Origin of the sequence: Neisseria sp. HMSC070H10 (assembly GCF_001837635.1) — a bacterium.
Lineage (GTDB): Bacteria > Pseudomonadota > Gammaproteobacteria > Burkholderiales > Neisseriaceae > Neisseria > Neisseria subflava_A.
Map to the genome: position 1 here is coordinate 159509 of NZ_KV833358.1, position 21463 is coordinate 180971.

Sequence of the window (21463 nt, forward strand, 5' to 3'; positions counted from 1 at the left end):
ATGCGAAGGTTCGAATCCTTCCTCCCCAGCCAAATAAAAGCGTGTAAGTTTTCTTACACGCTTTTTTACGCTAAGAGCAAAATAACGCTGAAAAACTTTTTTTTACCCGTTTTTACGAGTATAATCGCATAATTAGTGTCTTAGACATGGGGCAGAGGGAAGCGTAATGTTTTCTGAGCGTAAATCAAATCTAGAATCAGGTGAAGATATGGCTGCTTATGACAGTTTAATGGTGTTTACCGGTAATGCAAATCCGGAATTGGCGCAACGTGTTGTCAAACATTTGGATATTTCACTCGGTGAAGCCACCGTTTCCAAATTCTCTGATGGCGAAGTAGCCATTGAATTGTTGGAAAATGTGCGTGGTCGCGACGTGTTTATTTTGCAACCTACCTGCGCACCAACCAATGACAACCTGATGGAAATTTTGACTATGGCCGATGCACTCAAACGTGCTTCCGCAGGTCGTATTACTGCCGCAATTCCTTACTTTGGCTATGCTCGCCAGGATCGTCGTCCTCGCTCTGTTCGTGTACCGATTTCTGCTAAATTGGTAGCGAATATGTTGAACTCAGCAGGTATCGACCGCGTATTGACTGTTGACTTGCATGCCGATCAAATTCAAGGTTTCTTTGATATTCCGGTAGATAATATTTACGCTACCCCGATTTTGTTGAACGACATTAAACAACAACGTATCGACAATCTGACTGTTGTCAGTCCTGATATCGGTGGTGTTGTACGTGCACGTGCTGTTGCTAAATCTTTAAATGCTGATTTGGCCATTATCGACAAACGTCGTCCTAAAGCCAACGTGGCTGAAGTAATGAATATTATCGGTGACATTCAAGGCCGTACCTGCTTGATCGTAGATGATATGATCGATACGGCAAATACTTTGTGTAAAGCAGCCGTTGCCCTGAAAGAGCGCGGTGCAGATCGTGTACTGGCATACGCCAGCCATGCAGTATTCTCCGGTGAAGCAGTGAATCGAATTGCTTCTTCCGAAATTGACCAAGTAGTTGTAACAGATACGATTCCGTTGTCTGAAGCAGCTAAAAAATGTGAACGCATCCGTCAAGTTACCATTGCCGGTTTGCTGGCTGAAACGGTACGCCGTATCAGCAATGAAGAATCCGTCTCATATCTTTTCAATGAAGATGTGATGACTGGCGGCATGTTGCTGCCATAACCCGATGTCGTCTTAAGCTGGTCGCGGCCGATGACGACGATTTTATCTAAATTGGAGTATTAAACATGACTTACGAAATTCAAGCCTCTGTTCGCGAAGCCCAAGGCACTGGTGCGAGCCGCCGCCTGCGTCGCGAAGGCCAAATCCCTGGTATTCTGTACGGTGAAGGTCAAGAGCCTGTTGCTATCGCTGTAGACCACAAAACTGTATTCTACGCATTGGAAAAAGAATCTTTCCATACTGCTTTGATTAAACTGTCTTTGAACGGTGAAACTAAAGACGTTATCGTGCGTGACTTCCAAATGCACCCATTCCGTCGCGAAGTTCAACACATCGACTTCCAAGCTGTAAAAGCTGACCAAGTTGTACGTATCCGTGTACCTCTGCACATTGTTAACGCTGAAAACTCTCAAGCTGTTAAATTGCAAGGTGGCCGCGTATCTCTGTTGAACACTTCTGTTGAAGTAGTTGCTTTGCCTGCAAACATTCCTGCTTTCTTGGAGCTGGATTGTGCATCAGTAGTTGCCGGCGACATTCTGCACTTGTCAGACATCAAGTTGCCAGAAGGTGTTGAAAGCGTTTCTCTGAAACGTAACGAAAACCTGGCTGTTGCTACTGTTACCGGTAAAAAACGCTAATCGGTAGTTAATATAATAAAACCGTATCAGATAAATCTGATACGGTTTTGTTTTGTATATAAAATCGTTTGCTATAAAACTTAGGCAAATGTAACAGCATATGTACTTTATAAGATTGAAGCAATTTCCTTGCGAAGCTTATTAAGAAAGCGCCCATGCCGTACCCATTGTGCGGCTGATTCATAATCCTGTTGCTCAAATGCTTGTTGCAAATCTTGATATAGGTTGCTTTGTACTTCTTGGATTTCTTGATCCAGTGCTCGGATGGCATCATGGTTTTGTTCCATTTGAGCATCCATCAATGTTTCCCGCCATTCCATCTGCTGCATGAGGAACTCTGGTGAAAACGAAGTGTGTTCAGGTGCATCAGCATCGATATTTTGGCTTTTCAAGAGATAAGCAGCCCGATCAATAGGGCTTTTTAATGTGCGGTAGGCATCATTAATTGTAGAAGACATCATGACGGCTTGTTTTTGCTCAAAAGCTGAGGCGGAAGCAAATTTATCGGGATGAAAACGGGCAGCTAAAGCTCGATAGGTCTGTTCGAGTGCTTCGGTATCAATATTGAAAGATGGCTCAAGCTGGAAGAGGTTGAAGTATTGAGACATGATATTAAAGGAAAAAATCTAAAGAAGGAGATTATTTTACGATATAATCCAAAAACTGTTTATACGAAAGGAAAACAATATGACCGGTAAGGTACAACACAATAAAGGCAAAATACGAGACAATGCCTTAAAAGCCTTAGTCAAATCTGATTTGTTCCGACACAAAGTAGAACGAAAAAGAAAAGGCAAGGGCAGCTATAATAGGCAAGAAGCCAAAAAATGGCGGGATGGTTTTGATACTGTCCCGCCATTTTTTATATTTTAAACGTGGAAGCTCTCACCGCAGCCGCAAGAGTCTTTGACATTCGGATTTTCAAATTTGAAACCTTCCTGCAAGCCTTCTTTAGTGTAATCAACTTGCGTGCCGTCTAGATAAACCAAGCTTTTCGGGTCAATATAAACGCGTGCGCCGTGTTCTTCAAAAATCAGATCATCCTCGTTCACTTCATCGACAAATTCAAGGTTGTATGCCATGCCCGAGCAGCCGCTGGTTTTCACACCCAAGCGCACACCCAAGCCTTTGCCGCGTTTGGTCAGATAGCTGTTGATGTGTTTGGCTGCGTTTTCTGTGATGGTAATCATGCTTTTTTCCTCATTTCGCAATCATTTTCTGTTTTGCCTGCTTTTTTATTTCAGACGGCTTCTTGAACTATCAGGCCGTCTGAAAACGCTGTTTTGCCCACTCTATTGCGGCGGTAATGGCAGCTTTAGCCTGCGGACTATTTTTCCAACAGGTTGAGCCGGTTAATTGTGCGCCCTGTTCCAAAATATCGTCTAAATCTGCCGCCGCCAGCTTGGCAATATCATCCAAACCCATTTGCTGCAAACGCTGTAATATGGTTTTACCTATGCCTTCGACAGCAAGTAGGGATTGGACTTCTTCATCAGTAAAAGGCATTTCGCCTCCTTTGATTTTGCAGGTATAACGACTAAATTAAATATAAGCTGCGATTTATTGCCCTCTCCCTAACCCTCTCCCGCGGGGAGAGGGGATAGATTGGCAGGCAGTCCCAAATTTGGCGGCAACTTCAAAAGGATGAAGTTTCTGTGCTCTCAATTCACCCTGTCTGCTTAAGAGGGGAATAAATCACCAGATTTGCTTTTCTCGAAGACTCGCTAGGAGTCTTGGGCACCTGCCGACAAGGGGGCGTTGAATCCGGTTATTTGTTTTCCTGACGTTTGCGATAGTCGGCAACGGCTGCTTTTACCGCATCTTCAGCCAAGATAGAGCAGTGGATTTTAACTGGAGGCAATTCCAACTCTTCGGCAATTTCGCTGTTTTTGATTGCCAGTGCATCGTCAAGGCTTTTGCCTTTAACCCACTCTGTGATCAGGCTGGAGGAAGCGATGGCGGAGCCACAACCGTAAGTTTTGAATTTTGCATCTTCGATAATACCCTCATCGTTTACTTTGATTTGCAGACGCATTACGTCGCCGCAGGCGGGTGCACCGACCATGCCGGTACCGACAGATTCGTCGTTTTTGTCGAAAGTACCAACGTTGCGGGGGTTTTCGTAGTGGTCGATTACTTTATCGCTGTATGCCATGATGTGGTTTCCTTTGTGTTTTTAGTGGTGTAAATGGTTTGTTTACGAATATTCAGACGGCCTGAAGTTTAGATTTTGCACGCGCCGCCTTCGCAGCCGTCATCATTCTCTGAATCAACGCCGCCTTCTACGGTAACGTCGTCAAAATCTTCGAGCAGATTGTCGAGATTGTCGAGGTCGATTTCTTGTTCGTTCATGGGTTGTATCCTTGATTTTAATGTGGTGGCTTTTAGGTCGTCTGAAAAGGTCTTTGGGGATTTTCAGACGACCTTTTTTATTTATAGGTAGATTGGGTTATTAAACTCAACATTTCAGGCGCTTTAATAGACTCGTTGGGTTTCCAACCCCAACCTACGCTTGCTTAAAATATCGTGGTTTGTTGATGTTTTAGTCGTCTGAAAAAGACGATTGTTCTAAATTTTCTAAAATTAGGCGTGCCAATAAGCTGCTATCGACATGGTATGCCTGAATACAGGCTTGAATCATTTGTTCTGCAGAGATATTTTGCCAATGTATCTGCAAACCGTTTTTTATTGCCAATTGCGTCATAAACAGGCGCAATGTTCTGCCGTTTCCTTCACGAAAAGGATGTAGGACGTTCAACTCGCCCAAATAATAGGCCACACGCTCGGCGAATTTATCTTTATCCAACCCCCGCAAATAGTTTTCGCTTTGCAGCTTCTCCAAAAGTGTACGGCTTTCGTTTTCGATAAAAGCAAAATTGGCAAATCGGGTATTACCTTTGGAAATATCAATTCGCCGGATTTCTCCTGCCCAATCATAAACATTACCAAACAGTTCGCGATGAATGGTCTGTAAATGCGCCAAATCGAAATTGCCTGTAATGGGTTGCAAAAGCAGATTTTGGGCGGAAATAGCAGAAATGTCTCTTTCGACCTTTTCTAATTTAAGTGGATCTTGAATGGCTAATTTATTTCTAAATACACCATCATTCATATAGATTATGTCTTCACCACCGTATTTACTCATTTTTTTAGAACCTTTGTTTAATTTTTCTTATTTCTTTCTCAATATTTGTTTTACCAATCTTTAGAAGTTGCATTGCATATTGAGTTTGTCGACTAATTTCTAAATTCTCCATTTTCCATGAACCAGTGATATCATCAACATCTTTTGTCCAATGATCTTCAATAGTTAACCATTCCAAACTTCCTTTATCACGATCAATAATATCAAGATGATGTCCTCCTTGATAAACAAAAATATTTTTACTCTTAAATAAGGAAGAGAATTTATTGAATATAGATCGATTGTATTCAATAACAGATAAAGCAAATTCAATATCTTTTTTTAATACGTCTAAATCTTGTTCATAATCTAAGTCAAATTGTTCGAAATATTTTCCATAAATAATACGTTTATAACCATTTGGCAAATTAATAATTTTAACTTTCATGGTATTCTTTCTATGAAAATAGCTTACAAGACTGTCTATAAAAAGTGTTTTACTGTATTCAAAAATCAGACTCACTTTCTCAGACAGCCTTTGTTTGACATCAATCTTAATGCGCCGCCCATTCAATTGAGTTTAAATCAATCCCGTCTTTGAACATTTCCCATAGCGGTGACAGTTCACGCAGTTTGCCGATTTTGGATTTAATCAGTTCTGCTGCGAATTGGACTTCTTCTTCGGTGGTCATGCGGCCGAAGGTGATGCGCAGGGATGAGTGTGCCAATTCGTCGTTGCGGCCGAGTGCGCGTAAAACGTAGCTTGGCTCAAGGCTTGCGGAAGTACAGGCGGAGCCGCTGGATACGGCGAGTTCTTTGACCGCCATAATCAGGCTTTCGCCTTCGACGAAGTTGAAGCTGACGTTCAGGTTGTTTGGAGCGCGGTGTTCGAGGTCGCCGTTGATGTAGACTTCTTCGATGCCTTCGATACCTTTGAGGAAGATATCGCGCAGTTTCAGGTAGTGCGCAGTGTCTTGTGCTAATTCTTCTTTGGCAATGCGGAAGGCTTCGCCCATGCCGACGATTTGATGGGTCGGCAATGTGCCGGAACGGAAACCGCGTTCGTGACCGCCGCCGTGCATTTGGGCTTCGAGGCGGACGCGTGGTTTACGGCGTACATACAGGGCGCCGATGCCTTTAGGGCCGTATACTTTGTGGCCGGACATAGACAACAAATCAACTTTGGCTGCTTCAACGTCGACAGGTACTTTGCCGCATGCTTGTGCTGCGTCAACGTGGAAAATTATTTTGCGTTCGCGGCAGATTTCGCCAATGGCAGGAATATCTTGAACCACGCCGATTTCGTTGTTTACCCACATGACGGAAACGAGGATGGTGTCTTCGCGGATGGCGGCTTTCAGTACGTCTAAATCAACCAAGCCGTTTTCTTGTACGTCCAGATAAGTTACTTCGTAACCTTGGCGTTCGAGTTCGCGCATGGTGTCGAGCACGGCTTTGTGCTCGGTTTTTACGGTGATGAGGTGGTTGCCTTTAGATTTGTAGAAGTGCGCCGCGCCTTTGATGGCGAGGTTGTTGGACTCGGTTGCGCCGCTGGTAAAAACGATTTCTTTAGAGTCGGCGTTAATCAGGGCTGCGATGTCTGCACGTGCTTTTTCTACAGCTTCTTCTGCTTCCCAACCGAAGCTATGGCTGTTGGAGGCTGGGTTGCCGAAAATATCGGACAGGTAGGGAATCATTTTTTCGGCAACGCGGCGGTCAACGGGAGTGGTGGCGGCGTAGTCGAGGTATACGGGGGTTTTGACGGTCATGGTTTGCTCTTTCGTTTGGTCATCTGCCTGCGGTCTTTGCCGTAGGTCGGTTTAATGAATGTGTGTAAAGGTAACGACATGACTGCTGTCGCTGCAGTTTTTTTGTTCAATGATGCTTTGCAGCGTAACGCTGCTGAGGTAATCATTGATGGTTTTGTTTAAGTTCTCCCAAAGGTCATGGGTCAGACAGGGGGCGCCGTGGTGGCAGTTTGCTTTGCTGCCGCATTGTGTGGCATCCAGTCGGTCTTCGGCTGCGGAGATGATTTGTGCAATATTGATTTGCTCGGCGGGAGCGGCAAGGATGTAGCCTCCGCCGGGGCCGCGTAGGCTTTCAACCAATCCGGCACGGCGCAGTTTGCTGAATAATTGTTCGAGGTAGGAGAGCGATATGCTTTGTCGTTCGCTGATGGCACTGAGTTTGACAGCGCCGGTTTGCGCGTTCATCGCCAAATCTATCATGGCGGTTACTGCAAATCGCCCTTTGGTAGTCAGTCTCATGGTGTGGTTGCCTGTGTGTGGCGTTTTTATTAGTGGGGGAATTGTCTAATATCTGAGTGTTTCAGTCAAGTATGTGGCGGTTCGGTTTGATTGTTTGTTTAAATGGTGGCATTGGCTGATTTTTAAATCGGAAAATATTTTCTTTATTTTTCTGTAATTTGGATTTAAGGCCGTCTGAAAAAAGGCTATCAACCCTACAAATACCAGGGTTAAAATGTTTTGATTTAATATTGATACTGATATAGATTATCAAAATTATTCTTAAAATTTAGTTGTTTTGATGGAGTAAAATAATGAGGTGTTTGAAATGTTCAGACGGCCTTGACCATCCATCTTTACCTTAACAGAGGCAATCGACAATGAAATGTGATTTAAGCAAAATAACCTGTATCGAAGACTTGCGCCTTGTTGCCAAACGTAAAATGCCGCGTATGTTTTATGACTATATTGACTCAGGCTCTTGGACAGAAACTACTTATCGTGAAAATACTTCGGATTTCAAAGATATCCGTTTCCGCCAAAAGGTATTGGTTAATATGGAGGGACGCAGTCTCGAAACCAAAATGATTGGGCAGGATGTGAAAATGCCGGTGGCGATTGCGCCGACCGGTTTTACGGGTATGGCGCACGCTGATGGGGAAATCTTGGCGGCGCGGGCGGCGGAAAAATTTGGTATTCCGTTTACGCTGTCGACCATGTCTATTTGTTCGATTGAAGATGTGGCTGAAAACACCAGCTCGCCGTTTTGGTTTCAGCTTTATGTGATGCGCGACCGCGAGTTTATGGAAAACCTGATTAAGCGTGCAAAAGATGCCAAATGTTCGGCTTTGGTATTGACTGCCGATTTGCAGGTTTTGGGTCAGCGCCACAAAGACATCAAAAATGGCCTGTCTGCACCGCCGAAGCCGACCATTGCCAATTTAATCAATTTGGCGACTAAGCCCGAATGGTGCATGAAAATGCTGAACACGGAACGTCGCACTTTCCGCAATATTGTCGGTCATGCGAAAAACGTGGGCGATTTGTCTTCGCTGTCTTCATGGACTTCCGAACAATTCGACCCGCGCCTGAGCTGGGACGATGTGGCGCGCATTAAGGATTTGTGGGGCGGCAAGCTGATTATCAAAGGCATTATGGAGCCTGAAGACGCGGAAAAGGCAGCGAAAAGCGGCGCGGACGCATTGGTCGTTTCCAATCATGGCGGCCGTCAGCTTGACGATACTGTGTCTGCCATTAAGGCTTTGCCTGATGTGGTCAGCGCGGTAGGTAGCGACATCGAGGTTTGGATGGACAGCGGTATCCGCAGCGGTCAGGATATTTTGAAGGCTTGGGCTTTGGGTGCGAAAGGTACGATGATTGGCCGGGCGTTCCTGTATGGTTTGGGGGCGTATGGTGAAGAAGGTGTAACCCGTGCGCTGGAAATCCTGTATAAAGAAATGGATATTTCCATGGCATTTACCGGTCATCGCAATATTCAAGATGTGGATTCCAGCATTTTGCGTTCTACGCGTTGGGCTCAAGATGAATTTTAATTTTTAAACATAAGAAAAGGCCGTCTGAAAATCTGTTTTCAGACGGCCTTTTTATAGACGGCTATTTCTCGTTTTTGCGATACCATTCAATGAAGGCATCGGGTTTGACAAAGCCTAATAAAGCTTCGCTATGACTGCCGTCGGCGCGGACAACAAACACGCCCGGAGGGCCGAAGAGGCCGTATTCTTTCAGTAAGGCTTGATGGTCGGGAGTGTTGGCGGTTACGTCGATTTGGAAGAAGCGTTGCATATCGACTGCTTCGTGTACCTGCGGTTGGTTGAGCGTGTAGGCGGCCATTTCTTTGCAGGATACGCACCAGTCGGCGTAGAAATCAATCAGCACGGGTTTGCTAGGATCGGCTTTCAAGGCGGCATCCATAGCGGCTTTGAGTTCTCCGACATCGGTAAACATCTTACCGTGGTCGGTTTCTTGGCCGGCTTCGGATGGCGGAACCAGCGTTAAGAAGTGGTGGAGGGCGGTGGTTTGTTTATTGAAGCTTTGCCAGCCAAACCATGAGCCGCCAATCAGCAGTAAAAAGCCCAATACGGCGGCAACCGTTTTCAGACGGCCTTTCTGTTTGCCGGATTTCGCCAAAAGCATCAGGGCGGGAACAATCATCAGCAAGGTGTAGAGGCCGACTACTGCGAAATAAGGCAGATGCGGTGTGGCAAGGTATACGGCAACGGCCAGCAAGATGAAGCCGAATGCGTATTTGATGCCGTTCATCCAGTCGCCTGCTTTAGGCAGGATATGACCGCCGAATGTGCCGATGATGATGAGCGGTACGCCGGTGCCGAGTGCTAAGACATAAAGCGCGAGGCCGCCCAACACGGCATCGCCGGTTTGGCCGATATAGCCCAAAGCAAATGCCAGCGGAGGCGCAACGCACGGGCCGACAATCAGTGCAGACAAAATACCCATGATAAAGACGGAAACGATTTTACCGCCGGAGAGTTTGCTGCTTTGATTTTGGAAATAGGATTGGACAGAGTTGGGCAGCTGGATATTGAAGAAGCCGAACATCGACAATGCCAATATCACCATCAGTCCTGCGGCGGCCAGTACGACCCAAGGTTGTTGCAGCCATACGGTCAACAGCGCGCCGGTCAAACCGGCAATCACGCCGACCAAGGTGTAGGTCAATGCCAAACCTTGTACATAAACCATAGACAAGGTAAACGCGCGGCCTTTGCCGGCTTTTTTGTCGCCCACGACAATACTGGAAACAATCGGCAGGAGCGGATACATGCAGGCGGTAAAGCTTAAGCCCAAACCTGCGACAAAAAACGCCAACAGGTTGGCGTTTAAAGTATCCCAAGAGAGCTTGAAGCGGCTGCTGTCGGGATTGTTTGCACTAGGCTGGGCAGGCATTGGGCCGTCTGAAGAGGCGGACGGTTGTAAAAAGCGGTCTTTGGCAGAAACCGGCTCATCGCTTTGCGGCTGGTAAACCCCGTTGCCTTTTACGTCAAACTCAGTGTCCACAGGCGGATAACACACACCTACTTCGGCACAGCCTTGATAAGTCAGTGTCAGTTTGTATTGCGGCGCGGCTTGTTTGTAAGGTAGGTCAACCTGTGCGGTATGGTGGTAAACCGTTTGTTTGCCGAAGAATTCGTCTTCTTTTTCTTCACCTTTACTGAATTTGGGTTCGCCTAGGATTTTGTCAGGATTGGTCGCTGCAACGATTTTGGACTGGTACATATAGTAGCCGTCAGCGATTTTGAACTGCACGCTGATGCCTTGATCGGTTACATTGACTTGAGGTACAAAGGCTTGCTCTGGAGGCAGCAAATCATTGGCATCTACTGCGAATGCGAAGCTGCTCAAGCCTAAAAATGCAATGAGGAAATAAAGGAATTTTTTCATAATATCCACGGATATGCCGTTGAGAAACCGTCATTATAAATGATGGGGAAAACAATCGGCTTAATTTATGTTAAATATTGCGAGAGAAATCTAATGCTTTTGAATTATATCGAAATAGGGTTGCCCATATATGACCGATAGTCTCATGGTATCGTTCAATTTATGCCAAAGGCCGTCTGAAATGTTCAGACGGCCTTTGTTGCTATTCGGCTTGGCTTTAAGGATAAGCGATATAAGCGTAAGCGGAATGGTTGTGTATCGATTCGAAGTTTTCGCTTTCGACAACAAACGACTCGATGCGTTTGTCGGCAATCAGCGCAGTAGCCACATCGCGAACCATGTCTTCGACAAACTTCGGATTTTCGTACGCTTTTTCCGTTACATACTTCTCGTCAGGGCGTTTGAGCAAGCCGTAGAGCTGGCAGCTTGCTTGCGCTTCGACGTAATCGATGATTTCTTCAATGCCTACATCCGCATTCGCAATCAGACTGACCGTCACATGCGAACGTTGGTTGTGCGCGCCGTATTGGGAAATTTCTTTGGAACACGGACACAATGAAGTAACCGGAACCATTACTTTCAGGCTGTGGCTGTATGTACCGTTTTTGATTTCGCCGGTCAGGGTAACATCATAGTCGAGCAGCGATTGGATGCCGGAGACGGGCGCACTTTTCTTGCGGAAAAACGGGAAGGAAACGCTGATTTTGCCGGAATGCGAATCCAACAGGGCAACCATATCGGCGGTCAGCTTGTGCAGCGTATCGAAATCCAAAGCATCGGTTTGTTTTTCCATCAGGGCGACAAAGCGCGACATATGCGTGCCTTTTTGGTCGGCAGGCAGGAAAACCGTCATGGTCAGGCGGGCGACGGTGGATTGTTCGCCTTCTTTGCTTTTGAGGGAGATTGGAAAGCGCAGGTCTTTGATGCCGACCTGATTAATCGGCAGGTTGCGTAAATCGCGGCTGGATTGCACGTCTGCAATGGCGTTCATGCGTGGTATGTCCTTCATGATAGGATTGTTGAGATGCGTGTGGAGGGAATCGGCTCGTGTCGGCCGATTTGCAAATGCGAGATTATATCACTTGCTTTATCCGCCTGCATTGATTGTTTCTATTTTTCAGATAGTGATAAAATCTTCGATTATTCACATCTATATAGGCAGAGACCCAATGAAATTCGCCACGAAAGCCATCCATTCCAGCTACGATTGCGACGAACACAACCGTGCGCTAATGCCGCCGATTTATCAAAACAGTATGTTTGCGTTGCACGAGATTGGCGAAAATGTGCCTTACCGCTACTCGCGCCTGAGCAACCCGACCCGTCAGGTATTGGAAGATACCGTTGCCGATTTGGAGCACGGTGCGGCCGGCTTTGCGTTTTCCAGCGGCATGGCGGGGATTGATGCCGTGTGGCGTACTTTCCTGCGCCCGGGCGATACCATTGTCGCCGTCGCAGATATTTACGGCGGCGCTTATGATTTATTGGTCGATGTTTATCAAAAATGGGGTGTGAACGTTGTTTTTGCCGATTTGGGCAATCCGGATAATTTGGATGAGCTGCTCAAAGCACACAATGTCAAACTGGTTTGGCTGGAAACGCCGTCCAATCCGCTTTTGCGCTTGGTAGACATCAAAGCGCTTGCCGCAAAAGCCAAAGCAGCCGGTGCGCTGGTCGGCATCGACAACACCTTTGCCACGCCGTATCTGCAACAGCCGTTGGATATGGGTTGCGATTTTGTGTTCCATTCCGCTACTAAATATTTGTGCGGCCATTCCGACGTATTGATGGGCATAGTCGTTGCCAAAACCAAAGAGCTGGCTCAGCCTTTGCACGACATGATGGTGCATACCGGTGCGATTGCAGGCCCGATGGACTGCTGGCTGGTGTTGCGCGGTATTAAAACGCTGGCTCTGCGCATGAACGCCCATTGCCAAAACGCACTCGAAATCGCACGCCGTTTGGAAGCTCATCCTGCCATTGGAAAAGTGTTCTATCCCGGCCTGCCGTCTCATGAACATTACGAACTCGCCCAAGCACAAATGCCCAAAGGTATCGGCGGCGTGGTTACGGTTTATCTCAAAAACGATACGCGTGAAGCGGCCGATAGCGTGATTAAAAACATGAAACTGGTCAAAATGGCTTCCAGCCTCGGCGGCGTGGAAAGTCTGGTCAACCATTGCTATTCCCAATCCCACAGCGGCGTGCCGCATGATGTGAAAATGGAAATGGGCATCAAAGTCGGCCTGCTGCGTTTCTCGGTTGGAATCGAAGATGTGGACGATATTTGGAACGATATTTCCAAAGCATTGGATACAACTTTGTAAATAAGGCTTAAAGGTCGTCTGAAGATGAATGGTTTTTCAGACGGCCTTTAGCAATAATTAAGGAATAGATATGAAAACATTATTCGGCGCATTGATGAGTATGGTGGTTTTGGCAGCTTGTACATCTCCTTCAGCATCTCAGCCTGGACAAGCCTCTAAAGCGCAGGTACAAACTCAACAAACGGCGCAACCTACTTTAGCCGCCAAATGGCGTGTTGTCGCTTTCAATAAATTCACTGAAAAAGAATTGGCAGATAAAAACGCCTATTTGGATTTCAGCAAAATGCCTAAGGCTTATGGCAATATGGGTTGCAACGGTATGATGTTTCAAGCGAATGTAATCGGAGCGGGCAAAATTGATTTTGGCCATATTGCGGTAAGCATGATGCTGTGTGAAGACATGAAGCTGGAAGATGCGTTTTTGCGCAAACAAAGCGTGTGGAACTATCGTTTTGACGGTAACGATTTGATTTTGGAACAAAAAGGCATCAGTATCCGTTTGCGCCGTGAATAATCTTAAAGGCCGTCTGAAAATAAATATTTCAGACGGTCTTTTGAATCTTTATAATAAGCCCTATTTGAAACTGATACCGAATATCAAGGAAACCTATTATGGCAGCTTCTCCAGAAGCCAAGTTTACCGAAGAAAAAGTCTTGTGGATTAAACACCATACGCCTAAGCTGATGACTTTTGCCATCAGCCGTCCCGAGTCCTACCGTTTTTCGGCAGGGCAGTTTTCGCGCCTTGGTTTCCGTGACGGCGAGGGCTTTATTTGGCGCGCGTATTCTGTCGTATCTGCCGAATACGCCGATACGCTTGAGTATTTCGCGGTGTTAATCGAAGGCGGTCCGATGTCGGCGCGTTTTGCCGCGATGAAAGAGGGTGACACCATTTTGCTGGATAAAACGGCTACCGGTTTCCTCTTGCCCGAGCGATTCCCAGACGGTAAGGATTTAGTTATGCTCTGCACGGGTTCCGGCATTGCGCCTTTCCTTTCCATTATCGAGCAACCTGAAATCTGGCAGCGTTTCGACCGTTTGGTTTTGGCGCATTCAGTTTCTTACGCCAACGAGTTGATTTTCAACCAACGCCTTGCTGATTTGAAAAAGCATCCGCTGATTGAAGAATATTTCCATAAATTCACTTTTGTTCCGATCACTACGCGTGAGGAAAAAGAAGGCGCATTGAGCGGCAAACGGATTCCCGAATTGCTGAAGAATGGAGGCTTGGAAGAAAAAATCGGCTTCAAGTTCACCAAGGCCGATACGCGTTTTATGGTTTGCGGCAATCCGGCAATGGTCAAAGACACTTTCCAAGCCCTGATGGATTTGGGCTACGCTATGCACCGCAACCGCATCCCCGGCGAAATTATGATGGAAAATGGTTTTTAACAGATAAATGGTCAAAGGCCGTCTGAAAGTTTCAGACGGCCTTCAATATTAAATATAAACCGAAAATCAGAGAAAATATGAATATCAAACAATTGATCCAAGCCCTGCCCAAAGCCGAGTTGCACGTTCATATCGAAGGGACGTTCGAGCCGGAGCTGATGTTTGAAATCGCCAAGCGCAACCATATAGCGATTCCTTATGAAAATGTCGATGCGGTACGGCAGGCTTATGATTTTCACAATTTGCAGTCGTTTTTGGATATTTATTATGCCGGTGCCGGCGTCTTGCTGCACGAGGCGGATTTTTACGATTTGACCCGCGCGTATCTTGAGCGTTGCCGTGAAGACAATGTCGTGCATACGGAAATATTTTTCGATCCGCAAACCCATACTGCGCGTGGCGTGGCATTTGGAACCGTGATTAACGGCATTGTCCGCGCCTGCCGTGAAGCCGGACAGCAATGGGGTATAAGCACGCGTTTGATTATGTGTTTCCTGCGTCATTTGTCGGAAGAAAGCGCATTTGAAACCTTAAATCAGGCTTTGCCTTATAAAGAACACATCATCGGCGTAGGCTTGGATTCGAGCGAATTGGGGCATCCGCCGTCCAAGTTTGAGCGTGTGTTTGCGCAAGCGCGGGCGGAGGGTTTGTTGACGGTGGCGCATGCCGGAGAAGAAGGCCCGCCGGAATATGTTTACGAGGCTTTGGACTTGCTGCATGTCCGCCGTATCGATCATGGAGTACGGGCGGAAGAAGATGAGGCCTTGATGGCGCGTTTGATTAAAGAGCAAATGCCGTTGACCGTTTGCCCGTTGAGCAATTTGAAATTAAAAGTGTTCCCTGAAATGGCAAAACACAATTTGCGCCGTATGTTGCAACGCGGCGTGTTGGTAACCGTTAATTCCGATGATCCGGCGTATTTCGGCGGCTATATGAACCGCAATTTTGAAGCGCTTGCCGAGGCTTTGGATTTGAGTGCGGAAGAAATCAAAACCTTGTGCGCGAATTCATTCCGCGCTTCGTTTTTGAACGAGGCGGAAAAGGAAGAATGGATACGGAAGATTGAAAGTTTCAATGTTGAATAACGATAAAAGGCCGTCTGAAAAAGTTTCAGACGGCCTTTTATGATGGCGGTTAATAGTCGACTTTGATTTTAGGCGTTTCCTGCGCGGCTTTGTATTCTTCTTCCAATTCAAAGCGCAGCGGATACAAATTCAATTTTTCCATCAGCAGGCGGTCGCCGTCTTCGTCCGGATTGCCCGTAGTCAGCAGCTTGTCGCCGTAGAAAATCGAGTTTGCGCCAGCCATGAAACACATGGCCTGCATGGATTCCGGCATATTGCTGCGGCCTGCGGAGAGGCGGACGTAGCTATGCGGCATGGTAATGCGCGCGACGGCGATGGTGCGGACAAATTCCGTCCAGTCCAAATCTTCGGCATCGGCCAGCGGCGTGCCTTCTACTTTGACCAACTGGTTGATCGGCACACTTTCGGGCTGAGGGTCGAGGTTGGCAAGGCTGGCAATCAGGCCTGCGCGTTCGGCGCGAGTTTCATTCATGCCGACGATGCCGCCGCAGCAGACTTTCAAACCGGCATTGCGGACTTTGCCCAAAGTATCCATGCGGTCTTCGTGTTTGCGGGTGTGGATGATGTCGTTGTAGCGTTCGGGGTCGGTGTCGAGGTTGTGGTTGTAGTAGTCCAAACCGGCTTTTTTGAAGTCTTCCGCCATGCCGTCTTCGAGCATGCCGAAGGTGCCGCACACTTCCATGCCCAAGCCTTTCACTGCGCTGATGATTTCGGAAACGACAGCCACGTCTTTGGGTTTGGGTCCGCGCCATGCTGCGCCCATGCAGAAACGGCTGGCACCGCGCGATTGGGCAATTTTGGCTTTTTCGACGATTTCGTCCACATCCATCATCTGCTCTTTGCCCAGATTGGTGTTGTGGTGTGCCGATTGCGGGCAGTAGGCGCAGTCTTCGGGACAGCCGCCGGTTTTGATGGAGAGCAGGGTGGAAAGCTGGATTTCGCGCGGGTTGAAGTTTTGGCGGTGGATTTCGGCGGCTTGGAAAACGAGGTCGAGGAAAGGCAGTCCAAACAAAGCCTCGACATCGCATTTTTTCCAATAACGCGCAGTCGGATGCGGCTTGCGCTCGGTTTGACGGCGCAAGGCTACGGGAGATACGGTCATAGTGTGTTCTTTCGTGTTTACAGCGACGCAGTGTCGCTGACGGCTTGACTGCCGGCGCAATGACGGCAGCAGCAGGTTTGAAATCAATATAAAAGGCCGTCTGAAACGGCGCAGCAAGTGTAACGCTTTTGATAATGTAGAGCAAATGTTTCAGACGGCCTGAAATATGGTCTGCCCGGGTTTGCTATAATCGCATTTTTAATTTTTCCGTTTTCTTATGAATGCGCCCAAAGCCTTCGCCGTACTCGGCCCGACCGCCGGCGGTAAAACCGCACTGGCCTTAAATATTGCCCAATCGTTGCCGGTGGAAATCATCAGTTTGGATTCCGCGCTGGTGTATCGCGGCATGGACATCGGTACGGCCAAGCCGACTGCCGAAGAGCTTGCCGCCGTACCGCATCATTTGATTGATATTATCTCGCCGCTGGAAAGTTACAGCGCGGCGGATTTTATTGGCGACTGCGTGCGCTTGGTGAATGAAATACATACGCGCGGTCGCTATCCGCTGATTGTCGGCGGCACAATGATGTATTTCCACGCGCTGACGGAAGGTTTGAACGATTTGCCCAGTGCGGATGCGGAGGTGCGCGCACAACTTCAGGCGGAAAAGAACGAACACGGTCTGGCAGGCCTATATCGCCGTTTGCAGGAGGTTGACCCGATTACGGCAGGCCGTCTGAAAGCCAATGACAGCCAGCGTATTGAACGCGCTTTGGAAGTCTATCTTTTGACCGGCAAGCCTTTGAGCGAACATTTCACAGAGCAGAAGCAGGCCGCGCCTTTATTAGATTTATGCACGGTTGCCCTGATTCCTGAAGACCGTCATTTGTTACACCAGCAAATCGAAAAACGCTTTTTAAGTATGCTGGAACACGGTTTCCTCGATGAAATGCACGCTTTACGCCGCGATTATCCGCAACTGTATGCCGATATGCCGTCTATGCGCTGCGTGGGCTACCGTCAGGCTTGGGATTATCTCGAAGGCGAAACCGATTATGATACCTTTGTCGAAAAAGGCATTGTCGCCACACGCCAGCTTGCCAAACGCCAGTTGACCTGGTTGCGGAAAATTCCTTTGGCGCACACGTTAGATCCTTACGCAGACAGCGATTATGTTCAGGCGGCCTTAGCCTTGGCGCGTCAGCATTTTCAGGAATAATCCATGCTGACTACGCCACCACTTGCGCCTAAAACATTGGCCGCTCTAAAAGAATTGGGTATTTGTTCACTGGAAGATTTACAGGAAATCGGCGCAGTCCGCGCATTTCTATTGCTGAAAGCGTCAGGTTTGACCGTAACCAAAAGTACCTTATGGCAACTGGATGCATTGGTTTCAGGTGTGGATGTCCGGCATGTTTCCGAGGAGAGAAAGACGGAGCTGGGCGAGGCATTAAAAAACCATCCGCCTGTTGCCGTTTTCCCTTCGCAAAGCGATATGGAAGCCTTTATGCGGCTGGCGATAGAACAGGCCAGACAATCGGCGGCATTGGGCGAAGTGCCCGTTGGCGCAGTCATCGTATATCAAGGCAAGGCAATCGCAGCGGCACACAATACCTGCATTGGCGACCACAATGTCAGCCACCATGCCGAAATCAACGCGCTTGCCACCGCAGGTAAGGCCTTGCAAAACTACCGTTTGGAAGACTGCGACGTGTACATCACCTTAGAGCCTTGCTCTATGTGCGCATCTGCCTTGATGCAGGCACGGGTCGGGCGCGTGATTTATGGTGCGGCCGAAGCTAAAACCGGTGCGGCAGGCAGCGTGGTTGATTTGTTTGCCGACAAACGTCTGAACAAGCATACCGCAATTTTGGGCGGCATATTGGCAGACGAATGCCAAAGCGTATTGCAGGATTTCTTTGCGGCCAAACGTAAGGCCGTCTGAATTTCAGACGGCCTGTCAGCAAAAACATTTTATTTTAAATTTTCGGATTTCCCATGTCAGTCAATCATTACGAAAACTTCCCAGTCGGCTCCATTGTGCTGCCGCGCCGTTTGCGCAAGCCGGTTCACGCCGTTTACGCTTTTGCACGGACGGCGGATGATATTGCCGACGAAGGCCATGCTGAAGCAGCCGAACGCCTGCGCCAACTGGACGAACTGAAGGCAGAGTTAGACTGCATTGCACAAGGCGGGAAACCGCAAACGGCTTTGATGCAGCGTTTGTACAACGAAGCGATTGAGCCGTTTCAATTACCGTTGCAGCCGTTTTACGATTTGCTGGCGGCGTTCGGTCAGGATGTGGTCAAAACCCGTTATGAAAACTTTGGTGAATTGATTGCCTATTGCCGCTTGTCCGCCAATCCGGTGGGGCGCATTATGCTGCATTTGTACGGGCAAACCGATGAAGTGAGCATGGCGCAAAGCGACGGCATTTGCACTGCCTTGCAGCTGATTAATTTCTGGCAGGACGTGGCGGTAGATTGGCAGAAAGGGCGCGTGTACCTCCCTCAGGAAGATTTGCAGAAGTTCAAAGTCAGCGAAGAGCAGATTGCGGCCGGCAAAGCCGACTTTGCTTTTCAACGACTGATGGCGCATGAGTGCCAACGTGCTTTTCAAATGCTGAAGGCCGGATCGCCGTTGGGCAAAACCCTCAAAGGACGAATCGGTTTTGAGTTGCGCATGATTATTGTCGGCGGCCAGTTGATTTTGCAGAAGCTGGACGGTTGCAAATATGATGTGTTTAACCAGCGGCCGTTGTTGGATAAGAAAGACTGGATGATTATCATCAAACGGGCTTTGATGAAGAAATAAAAAAGGCCGTCTGAAATTGAGGTTTCAGACGGCCTTGATGTTTTTCGATTAGCGGTTTTTCAAACGGTTGATGCGGTTGTCCAAAGAAGGATGGGTGCTGAACCAAGAATCTTTGGCTTCGCTGGCAATGCCCATTGCCGTCATGGTTTGCGGCAAATCGCTGGGGTTGCCTTTCAAGCGTTGCAGGGCGGCAATCATTTTTGGGGCGCCCACCAGTTTTGCAGCGCCCGCATCGGCGCGGTATTCGCGTTGGCGGCTGAACCACATTACGATGATGCTGGCGAGGAAGCCGAATACGATCTGCAATACCATGCTGACCATGAAATATGTACCTTGCGAAGTGCTGCCGTCATTGTTACGTGCCACCATGCTGGAAACGATACGCGCCAAGAAGACGACAAAAGTATTTACAATACCTTGAATCAGCGTCAGCGTCACCATATCGCCGTTGCCTACGTGTGCCATTTCATGCGCCAAAACGGCTTCGACTTCATCGCGGGTCATGTGATCGAGCAGGCCGGTGCTGACAGCGACGAGCGAGCTGTTTTTGGTTGCGCCGGTTGCGAAGGCGTTAGGCTCAGGCGAGTTGTAAATGGCGACTTCGGGCGTTTTCAGATTCCATTGGCGGGCTTGCGCTTCAACAGTTGCCAACAGCCACGCTTCTTCTTCGCTTTGGGGCTGGTCGATGACGACGGCGCCGACCGAATGTTTGGCGATGGTTTTCGACATCAGCAGGGAGACAATCGAGCCGCTGAAGCCGACGACTGCGGAATAAGCCAGTAGGCTGCCGACTTGGTCGGTGCTGTTGATGCCCAAGATGGCCAAAATAACACGGATGACAACCAAAACTGCGATATTGGTTGCGATAAATAAGAAAATGCGTTTCACCGATTATTCCTTTTTAGTGTGGTTTGTGAGGTGATTTTTATATGGGCGCATTGTCTCAAAAACTCTATAGAGATGAAACAGCGCAATAGGCAAAGGTATGCAAATTCAAAGCAATTGAAGCAAAGGCCGTCTGAAAAGGTAGTCTCAACCAGTGAGAATCGCTTTTCAGACGGCATCTTATAGGTAAAACTATCTGCCGGCTTCTTCCAGCCAGTTGCGCGGTATAAGGAATTGATTGAGACGTGCTTCGGGTGAACCTTCTTCCGGTGCATATTGATACTCAAAGCGTACCAAAGGCGGCATGGACATCAAAATGCTTTCCGTACGGCCGCCGCTTTGCAGGCCGAACAGCGTGCCTCTGTCCCAAACCAAGTTAAATTCGACATAGCGTCCGCGGCGGTAGAGTTGGAAATCGCGTTCACGTTCTCCATAAGGCGTGTTTTTGCGTTTTGCCACAATCGGCAGATACGCTGCGATATAGCCTTCCCCGACTGCCTTGATAAAGTTCAAGCAGGTATCGAAATCCCAACGGTTTAAATCGTCAAAAAACAGGCCGCCCACGCCGCGTGTTTCGTTACGGTGTTTCAAGTAGAAATATTCGTCACACCATTGTTTGAATTCAGAATAAACCGATTCGCCAAATGGCGCGCATACGTCCCGCGCCACTGTGTGCCAATGCACGATATCTTCTTCAAAAGGATAAAACGGCGTCAAATCAAAGCCGCCGCCAAACCACCAAACCGGCTCGGCATTTTCAGGATAGGCAATAAAAAAGCGCACATTGGCATGGCTGGTCGGAACATAAGGATTTTTCGGATGAATGACCAGCGACACGCCCATGGCTTCAAACGCCGCGCCTGCCAATTCCGGACGATGGGCCGTAGCAGAAGCCGGCATTTTTGTTCCCTTTACATGCGAAAAATTCACACCGGCCTGCTCGAATACTGCGCCGTTTTTCAATACACGGGTTTCGCCGATACCCAGCTTCCCAGTCCATACTTCATGCACAAATTTGGCTTCGCCATCTTCTTGCTCCAGCGCGGCGCAGATTTGGTTTTGCAGTGTTTTGAGGAGGGTTAGAACGGATTCTGTGTGCATGATATATCCTTGATAGTTTCGTATTTGTAAAATGACAGGGCGGAAGATGATTTAAGTTGTTGAAACTAATTGTTATTTTTCTGTTTCTTTATTATGGGTAAATTTTTGCATGGGCGTATCTTGCAATCAAGCGTTACTCATCGGCAATAGATTGAAAGGTATTACGGGGTTAAAAATACAGTTGCTACTCTTGCTGC

The 21463-nt window shown here is 47.8% G+C and carries 24 protein-coding genes and 1 pseudogene; 11 read left to right on the forward strand and 14 right to left on the reverse strand.

The window, feature by feature from the left end; all coding sequences use genetic code 11:
* Positions 1-208 precede the first annotated feature (208 nt).
* The gene (locus tag HMPREF2606_RS01950) at positions 209-1192 is read left to right on the forward strand and encodes a ribose-phosphate pyrophosphokinase (RefSeq protein ID WP_141762173.1); all 984 of its coding nucleotides are present in this window, start codon (positions 209-211) and stop codon (positions 1190-1192) included.
* Positions 1193-1257: 65 nt separating this feature from the next.
* Complete coding sequence (locus HMPREF2606_RS01955; protein WP_063075835.1) at positions 1258-1830, forward strand: 50S ribosomal protein L25/general stress protein Ctc; 573 nt, start codon at positions 1258-1260, stop codon at positions 1828-1830.
* 107 nt (positions 1831-1937) lie between these two features.
* On the opposite strand, the gene hscB is transcribed toward HMPREF2606_RS01955, so the two are convergent.
* Entirely contained in the window at positions 1938-2438 is a 501-nt protein-coding gene (gene hscB / locus HMPREF2606_RS01960) for a Fe-S protein assembly co-chaperone HscB (protein ID WP_070843219.1), read from the reverse strand.
* Between the two features lie 79 nt (positions 2439-2517).
* Between hscB and HMPREF2606_RS01965 the strand changes: the two are divergent.
* Positions 2518-2740: pseudogene (locus tag HMPREF2606_RS01965) on the forward strand (alternative ribosome-rescue factor A).
* On the opposite strand, the gene iscA reads toward HMPREF2606_RS01965, so the two are convergent.
* From iscA to iscR, 8 genes are all read right to left on the reverse strand, one after another.
* Positions 2700-3020 (reverse strand): iron-sulfur cluster assembly protein IscA, encoded by a 321-nt coding sequence (gene iscA, locus HMPREF2606_RS01970; RefSeq protein ID WP_003685774.1) that lies wholly within the window; start codon positions 3018-3020, stop codon positions 2700-2702. The pseudogene HMPREF2606_RS01965 and the gene iscA overlap by 41 nt on opposite strands.
* 70 nt (positions 3021-3090) lie before the next feature.
* A complete protein-coding gene (locus HMPREF2606_RS01975; RefSeq protein WP_070843221.1) occupies positions 3091-3336 on the reverse strand; it encodes a recombinase RecA in 246 nt (81 codons plus the stop codon).
* A gap of 262 nt (positions 3337-3598) precedes the next feature.
* The gene (iscU, locus tag HMPREF2606_RS01980) at positions 3599-3985 is read right to left on the reverse strand and encodes a Fe-S cluster assembly scaffold IscU (RefSeq protein WP_003674559.1); all 387 of its coding nucleotides are present in this window, start codon (positions 3983-3985) and stop codon (positions 3599-3601) included.
* A gap of 68 nt (positions 3986-4053) precedes the next feature.
* A complete protein-coding gene (locus HMPREF2606_RS11225) occupies positions 4054-4182 on the reverse strand; it encodes a hypothetical protein (protein WP_256388723.1) in 129 nt (42 codons plus the stop codon).
* Between the two features lie 190 nt (positions 4183-4372).
* Positions 4373-4975: a Fic/DOC family protein gene (locus tag HMPREF2606_RS01985; protein WP_070585710.1), complete on the reverse strand. Its 603-nt coding sequence runs from the start codon at positions 4973-4975 to the stop codon at positions 4373-4375.
* A gap of 4 nt (positions 4976-4979) precedes the next feature.
* The gene (locus HMPREF2606_RS11230) at positions 4980-5402 is read right to left on the reverse strand and encodes a hypothetical protein (RefSeq protein WP_225905478.1); all 423 of its coding nucleotides are present in this window, start codon (positions 5400-5402) and stop codon (positions 4980-4982) included.
* Positions 5403-5508: 106 nt separating this feature from the next.
* Positions 5509-6723 (reverse strand): IscS subfamily cysteine desulfurase, encoded by a 1215-nt coding sequence (locus HMPREF2606_RS01995; RefSeq protein WP_049329436.1) that lies wholly within the window; start codon positions 6721-6723, stop codon positions 5509-5511.
* A 51-nt stretch (positions 6724-6774) separates the two neighbouring features.
* Positions 6775-7221, reverse strand: a complete 447-nt coding sequence (iscR, locus tag HMPREF2606_RS02000; protein ID WP_004519894.1) for a Fe-S cluster assembly transcriptional regulator IscR — start codon at positions 7219-7221, stop codon at positions 6775-6777.
* Positions 7222-7580: 359 nt separating this feature from the next.
* On the opposite strand from iscR, the gene HMPREF2606_RS02005 reads away from it, so the two are divergent.
* Positions 7581-8753, forward strand: a complete 1173-nt coding sequence (locus tag HMPREF2606_RS02005) for an alpha-hydroxy acid oxidase (RefSeq protein WP_070608875.1) — start codon at positions 7581-7583, stop codon at positions 8751-8753.
* 61 nt (positions 8754-8814) lie between these two features.
* Here HMPREF2606_RS02005 and dsbD read toward each other — a convergent pair whose 3' ends face one another.
* Together dsbD and folE2 are read right to left on the reverse strand one after the other, a co-directional pair.
* Entirely contained in the window at positions 8815-10620 is a 1806-nt protein-coding gene (dsbD, locus tag HMPREF2606_RS02010; protein WP_070712355.1) for a protein-disulfide reductase DsbD, read from the reverse strand.
* Between the two features lie 217 nt (positions 10621-10837).
* The gene (folE2, locus tag HMPREF2606_RS02015; RefSeq protein WP_049329433.1) at positions 10838-11611 is read right to left on the reverse strand and encodes a GTP cyclohydrolase FolE2; all 774 of its coding nucleotides are present in this window, start codon (positions 11609-11611) and stop codon (positions 10838-10840) included.
* Positions 11612-11789: 178 nt separating this feature from the next.
* On the opposite strand from folE2, the gene HMPREF2606_RS02020 reads away from it, so the two are divergent.
* The 4 genes from HMPREF2606_RS02020 (at position 11790) to HMPREF2606_RS02035 (ending at position 15424) form a co-directional block, all read left to right on the forward strand.
* The gene (locus HMPREF2606_RS02020; RefSeq protein WP_070843222.1) at positions 11790-12947 is read left to right on the forward strand and encodes a trans-sulfuration enzyme family protein; all 1158 of its coding nucleotides are present in this window, start codon (positions 11790-11792) and stop codon (positions 12945-12947) included.
* 70 nt (positions 12948-13017) lie between these two features.
* Positions 13018-13461: an META domain-containing protein gene (locus tag HMPREF2606_RS02025; RefSeq protein WP_070712350.1), complete on the forward strand. Its 444-nt coding sequence runs from the start codon at positions 13018-13020 to the stop codon at positions 13459-13461.
* Between the two features lie 98 nt (positions 13462-13559).
* Complete coding sequence (locus HMPREF2606_RS02030; RefSeq protein ID WP_070712349.1) at positions 13560-14339, forward strand: ferredoxin--NADP reductase; 780 nt, start codon at positions 13560-13562, stop codon at positions 14337-14339.
* A 77-nt stretch (positions 14340-14416) separates the two neighbouring features.
* Positions 14417-15424, forward strand: a complete 1008-nt coding sequence (locus HMPREF2606_RS02035; RefSeq protein WP_070712348.1) for an adenosine deaminase — start codon at positions 14417-14419, stop codon at positions 15422-15424.
* Between the two features lie 49 nt (positions 15425-15473).
* On the opposite strand, the gene bioB is transcribed toward HMPREF2606_RS02035, so the two are convergent.
* Positions 15474-16526: a biotin synthase BioB gene (gene bioB, locus HMPREF2606_RS02040; protein WP_004519884.1), complete on the reverse strand. Its 1053-nt coding sequence runs from the start codon at positions 16524-16526 to the stop codon at positions 15474-15476.
* Between the two features lie 217 nt (positions 16527-16743).
* Here bioB and miaA point away from each other — a divergent pair, with 217 nt between their 5' ends.
* The 3 genes from miaA to hpnC are packed head-to-tail and all read left to right on the forward strand — an operon-like array spanning position 16744 to position 19280.
* On the forward strand, positions 16744-17685 hold the full coding sequence (gene miaA / locus HMPREF2606_RS02045; protein ID WP_070712347.1) for a tRNA (adenosine(37)-N6)-dimethylallyltransferase MiaA: 942 nt from the start codon (positions 16744-16746) through the stop codon (positions 17683-17685).
* A gap of 3 nt (positions 17686-17688) precedes the next feature.
* Positions 17689-18411 (forward strand): tRNA adenosine(34) deaminase TadA, encoded by a 723-nt coding sequence (gene tadA, locus HMPREF2606_RS02050; protein WP_070712346.1) that lies wholly within the window; start codon positions 17689-17691, stop codon positions 18409-18411.
* Positions 18412-18464: 53 nt separating this feature from the next.
* Positions 18465-19280, forward strand: coding sequence for a squalene synthase HpnC (gene hpnC / locus HMPREF2606_RS02055; protein WP_070712345.1), 816 nt, complete (start codon positions 18465-18467; stop codon positions 19278-19280).
* A 48-nt stretch (positions 19281-19328) separates the two neighbouring features.
* On the opposite strand, the gene htpX is transcribed toward hpnC, so the two are convergent.
* Entirely contained in the window at positions 19329-20168 is an 840-nt protein-coding gene (htpX, locus tag HMPREF2606_RS02060; protein ID WP_070712344.1) for a protease HtpX, read from the reverse strand.
* Between the two features lie 189 nt (positions 20169-20357).
* A complete protein-coding gene (gene hemF, locus HMPREF2606_RS02065; RefSeq protein ID WP_070843223.1) occupies positions 20358-21266 on the reverse strand; it encodes an oxygen-dependent coproporphyrinogen oxidase in 909 nt (302 codons plus the stop codon).
* Positions 21267-21463 lie beyond the last annotated feature (197 nt).

Excerpts from the sequence above, each read along its gene's own strand:
- tadA (WP_070712346.1), top strand. The coding sequence starts at position 17,689 with ATGCTGACTACGCCACCACTTGCGCCTAAAACATTGGCCGCTCTAAAA.
- HMPREF2606_RS02020 (WP_070843222.1), top strand. The coding sequence starts at position 11,790 with ATGAAATTCGCCACGAAAGCCATCCATTCCAGCTACGATTGCGACGAA.
- HMPREF2606_RS01985 (WP_070585710.1), bottom strand. The coding sequence starts at position 4,975 with ATGAGTAAATACGGTGGTGAAGACATAATCTATATGAATGATGGTGTA.
- HMPREF2606_RS02035 (WP_070712348.1), top strand. The coding sequence starts at position 14,417 with ATGAATATCAAACAATTGATCCAAGCCCTGCCCAAAGCCGAGTTGCAC.
- HMPREF2606_RS11230 (WP_225905478.1), bottom strand. The coding sequence starts at position 5,402 with ATGAAAGTTAAAATTATTAATTTGCCAAATGGTTATAAACGTATTATT.
- bioB (WP_004519884.1), bottom strand. The coding sequence starts at position 16,526 with ATGACCGTATCTCCCGTAGCCTTGCGCCGTCAAACCGAGCGCAAGCCG.
- dsbD (WP_070712355.1), bottom strand. The coding sequence starts at position 10,620 with ATGAAAAAATTCCTTTATTTCCTCATTGCATTTTTAGGCTTGAGCAGC.
- HMPREF2606_RS02030 (WP_070712349.1), top strand. The coding sequence starts at position 13,560 with ATGGCAGCTTCTCCAGAAGCCAAGTTTACCGAAGAAAAAGTCTTGTGG.
- hemF (WP_070843223.1), bottom strand. The coding sequence starts at position 21,266 with ATGCACACAGAATCCGTTCTAACCCTCCTCAAAACACTGCAAAACCAA.
- folE2 (WP_049329433.1), bottom strand. The coding sequence starts at position 11,611 with ATGAACGCCATTGCAGACGTGCAATCCAGCCGCGATTTACGCAACCTG.
- HMPREF2606_RS01955 (WP_063075835.1), top strand. The coding sequence starts at position 1,258 with ATGACTTACGAAATTCAAGCCTCTGTTCGCGAAGCCCAAGGCACTGGT.
- miaA (WP_070712347.1), top strand. The coding sequence starts at position 16,744 with ATGAATGCGCCCAAAGCCTTCGCCGTACTCGGCCCGACCGCCGGCGGT.
- hpnC (WP_070712345.1), top strand. The coding sequence starts at position 18,465 with ATGTCAGTCAATCATTACGAAAACTTCCCAGTCGGCTCCATTGTGCTG.
- hscB (WP_070843219.1), bottom strand. The coding sequence starts at position 2,438 with ATGTCTCAATACTTCAACCTCTTCCAGCTTGAGCCATCTTTCAATATT.
- HMPREF2606_RS01950 (WP_141762173.1), top strand. The coding sequence starts at position 209 with ATGGCTGCTTATGACAGTTTAATGGTGTTTACCGGTAATGCAAATCCG.
- iscU (WP_003674559.1), bottom strand. The coding sequence starts at position 3,985 with ATGGCATACAGCGATAAAGTAATCGACCACTACGAAAACCCCCGCAAC.
- HMPREF2606_RS01975 (WP_070843221.1), bottom strand. The coding sequence starts at position 3,336 with ATGCCTTTTACTGATGAAGAAGTCCAATCCCTACTTGCTGTCGAAGGC.
- HMPREF2606_RS11225 (WP_256388723.1), bottom strand. The coding sequence starts at position 4,182 with ATGAACGAACAAGAAATCGACCTCGACAATCTCGACAATCTGCTCGAA.
- iscA (WP_003685774.1), bottom strand. The coding sequence starts at position 3,020 with ATGATTACCATCACAGAAAACGCAGCCAAACACATCAACAGCTATCTG.
- iscR (WP_004519894.1), bottom strand. The coding sequence starts at position 7,221 with ATGAGACTGACTACCAAAGGGCGATTTGCAGTAACCGCCATGATAGAT.
- HMPREF2606_RS01995 (WP_049329436.1), bottom strand. The coding sequence starts at position 6,723 with ATGACCGTCAAAACCCCCGTATACCTCGACTACGCCGCCACCACTCCC.
- HMPREF2606_RS02005 (WP_070608875.1), top strand. The coding sequence starts at position 7,581 with ATGAAATGTGATTTAAGCAAAATAACCTGTATCGAAGACTTGCGCCTT.
- HMPREF2606_RS02025 (WP_070712350.1), top strand. The coding sequence starts at position 13,018 with ATGAAAACATTATTCGGCGCATTGATGAGTATGGTGGTTTTGGCAGCT.